This is a genomic window from Brevundimonas diminuta ATCC 11568, from assembly GCF_000204035.1.
In the GTDB taxonomy this organism is placed as follows: domain Bacteria; phylum Pseudomonadota; class Alphaproteobacteria; order Caulobacterales; family Caulobacteraceae; genus Brevundimonas; species Brevundimonas diminuta.
The window spans coordinates 2,322,302-2,327,665 of sequence record NZ_GL883086.1 but is presented as its reverse complement, the minus strand read 5'-3'; the positions used below and the strand labels follow the sequence as shown (position 1 = coordinate 2,327,665).

Genomic DNA, 5,364 nt, shown 5'->3' with positions numbered 1-5,364 from the left:
CGGCAGCAGGCCGGGCTCGCCCAGGGCGGCGTGAACCTGGCCCAGGGTGACGGCCTCCAGCGGGCGCGCCAGCCGCCAGCCGCCGCCGTGGCCTTTCTCGGACACGACCAGCCCCTGTTCGCGCAGGCCCGCCATGGTGCGGCGAACCACGACCGGATTGGTCGACAGGCAGGTCGCCAGCATGTCCGAGGTCATCGGCCGGCCGCAGCGCTGTTCGTGCTCGGCCATGTGCAGCAGGGCGTGAAGAATGTTGGAGAGGCGGGAGTCTCTTTTCATGTAACTTCAATTGTTACGTGACGGGGCGTGCGTCAAGGCGCGGCCGCGTGATTATTTTCAGGCGTGAGGCGCGCTGTCCTTGAGGAAGGCGGTGAAGCGGCGCAGCGCCTCTTCGGTCAGTTCGGGGTGGTGGCGCATGGGGCCGTTGTTGGTCGGTTCGTCAAAGGCGTGGGTGCCGTCGGCGACCCAGCTTTCGACCTCCGAGCCGCAATCGCGGATCATGGCGTTGACCCGTTCGGCGTTGCGCACGGTGGTCAGGTGGTCGCGTTTGGCCGTCAAAGCCAGGACGCGCGGGCAGTGCCGCCAGGGCTTCATCCGGTTGAAGGCCCAGGGGCCGATATAGGAATAGGCCAGCCAGACGGCCTTGACGCCGGACAGGTCGACGCTGGCCGGGTCGGCGACCCCCATGCGGCCGGGCTCGGGCGTCTCGCTCATCATCTCCATGACGGCCCAGCCGCCGTGGCTCCAGCCGCCCAGCGCCAGTTGTGCGGAGTCCACGTCGGGCCGCTGCGAAATCCCGTGGATGGCCGCCAGCACGTCGCCCGCCCGCTCATAGCCCCGGAACAGCAGACCGGTGCAGACGGTGGTCAGGGTGAAGGGCCGCCCCCAGCCGCGCGGTCCGTAGGAATCGACGATGACGGCGCGCCAGCCCGCCGCCTTCGCCGCCTCGGCGTAGCGCGGCAAGTGGGCCCGCAGCCCGCCGCAGCCGTGGAACAGCAGAACCGCCGGGCGGCGCTTGTCGTCATCCGGTCCGACGACGTGAACATGGGGCTCTAGTTGGGCCCAGCGGGCGACGACGGTGTCCATCGGCGCAGCTTAGTCCGTCCCGTCGCCGAAGAAAGGGGTCTTGCGCTTTCGATATATCGATATATCTGTTTGCAAGTTAGATATATCGAAGTGAGAGATGAAATGAGAGGATCCAAGGGGATCGGAAAGCGCGGCTGCGGCATGAAGCATGGCGTCATGCGCGGCCACGGCGGCCCGTTTCGGTCGATGCGGCCGGAAGGGCGTCGCCTGGGCGAGGGCCGGATGCGCGGCGAGGGCCACGGCCGACGCGGCGGCGGCCGCATGTTCGAACACGGCGCCCTGCGCTGGGTGCTGCTGTCGCTGATCGCGGACAAGCCCAGCCACGGCTATGAGCTGATCAAGGCCATCGAGGCGCGCATGGGCGGCGCCTATACGCCCAGTCCCGGCGTCATCTACCCCAGCCTGACCCTGCTGGAGGACATGGGCGCCGTCAGCGTCGTCGCCGAGGGCGGAAAGAAACGCTATGCGATCACCGACGAGGGGCGCCGTCTGCTGGTCGAGAACGTCGAGGCCCTGGCCCATGCCGAGCGCAAGATGAAGGCCCTGCGCGGCCGGGCCGACCGTCCGGCGCGCATCGCCCAGGCCATAGAGACCTTCCGCGCGGCGGCCCATGAGCGTCTGACGCAGGAGCCGCCGCTGAGCGAGGCCCAGGTCGAGGCCATCGCCGATCTGATCGAAGCCGCAGCTGAAAAGGTGAGACAGGCATGACCGACGCCCTGCTGAGACAACCGCGCCGCGTGCGGCATGAGCTCAAGTTCCGCCGCGCCCGCGTCGAGGCGGTGGAGCAGCTGACGCCGGTGCTGAAGCGGATCGTCCTGACCGGCGATGAGCTGGAGGGCTTCTTCAGCCCCGGCTTCGACGACCATGTGAAGATATTCCCCACGCCGCGCGACGAGCCTCTGGTCCTGCCGACGCTCGGGCCGGACGGGCCTGTGTTTCCCGAGCCCCGGCCGGTGGCGCGGGACTATACGCCGCGCGCATTCGACTCCGTGAACCGGCGGCTGACCATCGACTTCGCCGTCGGTCACGGCGGTCCGGCGACGGCTTGGGCCGAGGATGCGCGGCTGGGGGACGAACTGGGTTTGGGCGGGCCGCGCGGCTCCTTCCTGATCCCGACCAGCTTCGCCGAGCACCTGCTCGTCGGCGACGAGGCGGCCATCCCCGCCATCGCTCGGCGCCTGGAGGAGCTGCCTGCGACCGCGCGCGCCATCGCCTGCATCGAGGTGAACGACGCCGGCGGAGAGCTGGACCTGCCCAGTCCTGCGAACGTCGAGATCGTCTGGGTGCATCGCAACGGCGGCCCGCGCGGCCGCCCTGAGGCGCTGACGGCGGCGGCGGTCGCGGCGGCGAAACGGATCGACCCGGCCGACGCCTATGTCTGGGTCGCCTGCGAGTCCTCGGCCGCCCGCTCGATGCGGGCGGCGTTGCTGGCGGCTCGGCCGTTCAACCAGAAATGGATGAAGGTCGCCGGCTACTGGCGCCTGGGCCGCACCGGCTCGCACGAGGTGATCGAGGACTGAGGCCCGACCGGGTCTTGGCCAAAGAAAAGGGCGCTGCCGACGACGGCAGCGCCCTTCTTCTTGCGCTCATGTAGCGAGCCGCCGCGCGGCTCACGTTAGCGCCCTTCCAGCTTAGTGCCGGAAGACGCGCACGCCGGTGAAGGCCATGGCGATGCCGCGTTCGTCGGCGGCGGCGATGACCTCCTCGTCGCGGATCGAACCGCCCGGCTGGATCACCGCCGTGGCCCCGGCGGCGACGGCTTCCAGCAGGCCGTCGGCGAAGGGGAAGAAGGCTTCCGACGCACAGGCCGAACCCTCGGCCAGGGAGTGGGCCAGACCCTTGGCCTCGCCGGCTTCCTTGGCGCGGATGGCGGCGATGCGGGCGCTGTCGCGACGGTTCATCTGGCCGGCGCCGATGCCCGCCGTCTGGCCGTCCTTGGCGTAGACGATGGCGTTGGACTTGACGTGCTTGGCCACGGTGAAGGCGAACAGCATGTCCTGGATCTCGGTCGGCGTCGGCTGGCGGCGCGTGACGATCTTCAGGTCGGACGGCTTGATCAGCGAGCGATCGCGCGACTGGACCAGGAAGCCGCCGGCCACCGAGCGGAACACCTCGCCCGCGCCGTGCGGGTCGGGCAGGCCGTCGGTGATGAGCAGGCGCAGGTTCTTCTTGGCGGCGAAGATGGCCTTGGCCTCGTCGTCGGCGCCCGGCGCGATGACCACCTCGGTGAAGATGTCGGTGATGGCGCGCGCGTCGTCGCCGTTCAGCGGGCGGTTGACGGCGATGACGCCGCCGAAGGCCGACACCGCGTCGCATTCCAGGGCGCGGGCGTAGGCTTCCGACAGGGTGGCGCCGACGGCCACGCCGCAGGGGTTGGCGTGCTTGACGATGACGCAGGCCGGGGCCTCGAACTCGGCCACCAGCTCATAGGCGGCGTCGGCGTCGGCGATGTTGTTGTAGCCCAGCTCCTTGCCCTGGACCTGGGTGGCGTAGGCCACGCCCGGACGTTTCTCGCCGGTGCGGTAGAAGGCGCCGGTCTGATGCGGGTTCTCGCCATAGCGCAGCGTCTGGGCCAGCGAACCGGCGATCGATTTGCGCGCCGGGGCGGCGTCGTTCAACTGGCCGGCGAACCAGGTCGAGACGGCGGCGTCATAGGCGGCGGTGCGGGCGAAGGCGCGGGCGGCCAACTGCTTGCGCAGGGCTAGGGTGGTCGAACCGTCGGCCCTCAGCGCTTCGACGATCAGGCCGATGCTCTCGGCGTCCACGGCGACGGCGACGTGGCCGTGGTTCTTCGAGCCCGAGCGGATCATGGCCGGGCCGCCGATGTCGATGTTCTCGATGGCCGCTTCAAAGCCGCCGCCCTGCTCGACCGTCTTCTCGAACGGATAGAGGTCGATCCAGACGATGTCGATCGGGCCGATGCCGTGCTCGGTCATGGCGGCGGCGTGGGCCGGGGCGTTGCGCACGCCCAGCAGGCCGCCGTGCACCACCGGGTGCAGGGTCTTGACCCGGCCGTCCATCATTTCCGGGAAGCCGGTCAGATCGGCCACGTCCTTGACCGGCAGGCCGAAGCCCGCGATCGCCGCCTTGGTGCCGCCGGTCGAGACCAGTTCGACGCCCAGGCCGGCCAGGGTGCGCGCGGCGTCTTCCAGCCCCGCCTTGTCCGACAGGGAGATCAGGGCGCGGACGGGTTTGATCGCGTCCGGGGCGGGCGGAAAGTCGGGAGCGGCGGGCATGGGCGGCGTCCGTTTACGGCTGGGGCGGGGAGATGGCGGGGCCTCTAGCACCAACGGGGCGCGGGGTCACGACCTGGCGTCTTCAGATCAGGCCGAACGCGCGCAGCAGGTTCAGCGCCAGCCCCGCCAAGATCAGCGGCCCGAACACCGTCAGCGTGTGCCGGGTGCAGCGTTCCGGGAAATAGGTGTCGTAGGGCCCGTCGATCCTGGCGCCGTAGCGGATAGCGACGGCGGTCAGCGGACATTTCATGCCGCAACCGACGAAAACGATCGTCTCCAGCACCACCAGCGTCAGCGCGACCCACAGCCAGGGCCCGCGGGCTCCTATCAGGCCGGCATATAGAACGGCGAAGCAAGCGGCCGACATGACGATATAGATGAGCGTATGAACAGCCCGCACAATCGCCAGACGACCGGCGTCGGTCATGTCGGGTCGCCGCTCGCGCCCGCCGGGCTCAGCTTCCAGCGCACCTTGGTCTCGGCGTCGGTGCGGGCCGAGCCGCGCACGACGATCTGCAAGGAACGGCGGGTCAGGCCCTCGTCGATGTGGACGGCGGGCTCGATGGCCACGTCGGGGCCGTCGCTGCGGAACCACCAGCCGCGCCCGGACGGGCCGCGCAGCAGGATGGAGCGACGGTCGCGAGCCAGGGAGGCCTGGACGCCGGGCTCAAGCTGGAAGCGCAGGGCGTAGGGGGCGGCGATGGCGCGGGTCGCTTCAGGGCGGCCTTCGGGCGGATGCAGCCGCTCTTCGGCGCGCAGTTCGTCCAGCCGCTGGTCGATGTAGAGGCGGCGCTGGTGCATCAGACCATAGAGCGGCATCCAGCCGTCGTGCTCGACCTCCAGCCAGACGGCGCCGTCGCCTTCCTGATGCTGGCGCGTGACGTGCAGGGCGGGGCCGACCAGGCGTGGACCCAGAAGCTCGCTCTTCCAGCCGGACAGGGGTTCGCCCAGCGGTTGTTCGCCCAGCGTCAGGGTCGAGGCGCCGGGCGTCAGCCGCAGGGCCTGGCGGTCCAGGGCGCGCGGCGTCCATCCGGCCGAGGTGAAC

7 protein-coding genes are annotated in these 5,364 nt (G+C 70.1%); 2 read left to right on the top strand and 5 right to left on the bottom strand.

The window, feature by feature from the left end; translation table 11 throughout:
* Together BDIM_RS18175 and BDIM_RS15200 are read right to left on the bottom strand one after the other, a co-directional pair.
* Positions 1–276 (bottom strand): Rrf2 family transcriptional regulator (locus tag BDIM_RS18175; RefSeq protein WP_169312161.1); only part of this gene is annotated, 276 nt, incomplete at its 3' end.
* A gap of 57 nt (positions 277–333) precedes the next feature.
* Positions 334–1,083, bottom strand: a complete 750-nt coding sequence (locus BDIM_RS15200; RefSeq protein WP_003166467.1) for a dienelactone hydrolase family protein — start codon at positions 1,081–1,083, stop codon at positions 334–336.
* Between the two features lie 102 nt (positions 1,084–1,185).
* Here BDIM_RS15200 and BDIM_RS15195 point away from each other — a divergent pair, with 102 nt between their 5' ends.
* Entirely contained in the window at positions 1,186–1,791 is a 606-nt protein-coding gene (locus BDIM_RS15195; RefSeq protein WP_050796755.1) for a PadR family transcriptional regulator, read from the top strand.
* Positions 1,788–2,603 carry a siderophore-interacting protein gene (locus BDIM_RS15190; RefSeq protein ID WP_003166465.1) on the top strand — a complete coding sequence of 272 codons (816 nt, stop codon included), beginning with the start codon at positions 1,788–1,790 and terminating at the stop codon, positions 2,601–2,603. Before BDIM_RS15195 ends, BDIM_RS15190 begins: the two co-directional genes overlap by 4 nt.
* Positions 2,604–2,714: 111 nt before the next feature.
* On the opposite strand, the gene purH is transcribed toward BDIM_RS15190, so the two are convergent.
* The 3 genes from purH to BDIM_RS15175 all read right to left on the bottom strand — a co-directional run.
* A complete protein-coding gene (gene purH / locus BDIM_RS15185; RefSeq protein ID WP_003166464.1) occupies positions 2,715–4,319 on the bottom strand; it encodes a bifunctional phosphoribosylaminoimidazolecarboxamide formyltransferase/IMP cyclohydrolase in 1,605 nt (534 codons plus the stop codon).
* Between the two features lie 82 nt (positions 4,320–4,401).
* Complete coding sequence (locus BDIM_RS15180) at positions 4,402–4,746, bottom strand: hypothetical protein (protein WP_003166463.1); 345 nt, start codon at positions 4,744–4,746, stop codon at positions 4,402–4,404.
* On the bottom strand, positions 4,743–5,364 hold a 622-nt coding region (locus BDIM_RS15175), incomplete at its 5' end, for a heparinase II/III domain-containing protein (protein WP_211205995.1). The genes BDIM_RS15175 and BDIM_RS15180, both read right to left, overlap by 4 nt.

Excerpts from the sequence above, each read along its gene's own strand:
- BDIM_RS15200 (WP_003166467.1), bottom strand. The coding sequence starts at position 1,083 with ATGGACACCGTCGTCGCCCGCTGGGCCCAACTAGAGCCCCATGTTCAC.
- BDIM_RS15195 (WP_050796755.1), top strand. The coding sequence starts at position 1,186 with ATGAGAGGATCCAAGGGGATCGGAAAGCGCGGCTGCGGCATGAAGCAT.
- BDIM_RS15190 (WP_003166465.1), top strand. The coding sequence starts at position 1,788 with ATGACCGACGCCCTGCTGAGACAACCGCGCCGCGTGCGGCATGAGCTC.
- purH (WP_003166464.1), bottom strand. The coding sequence starts at position 4,319 with ATGCCCGCCGCTCCCGACTTTCCGCCCGCCCCGGACGCGATCAAACCC.
- BDIM_RS15180 (WP_003166463.1), bottom strand. The coding sequence starts at position 4,746 with ATGACCGACGCCGGTCGTCTGGCGATTGTGCGGGCTGTTCATACGCTC.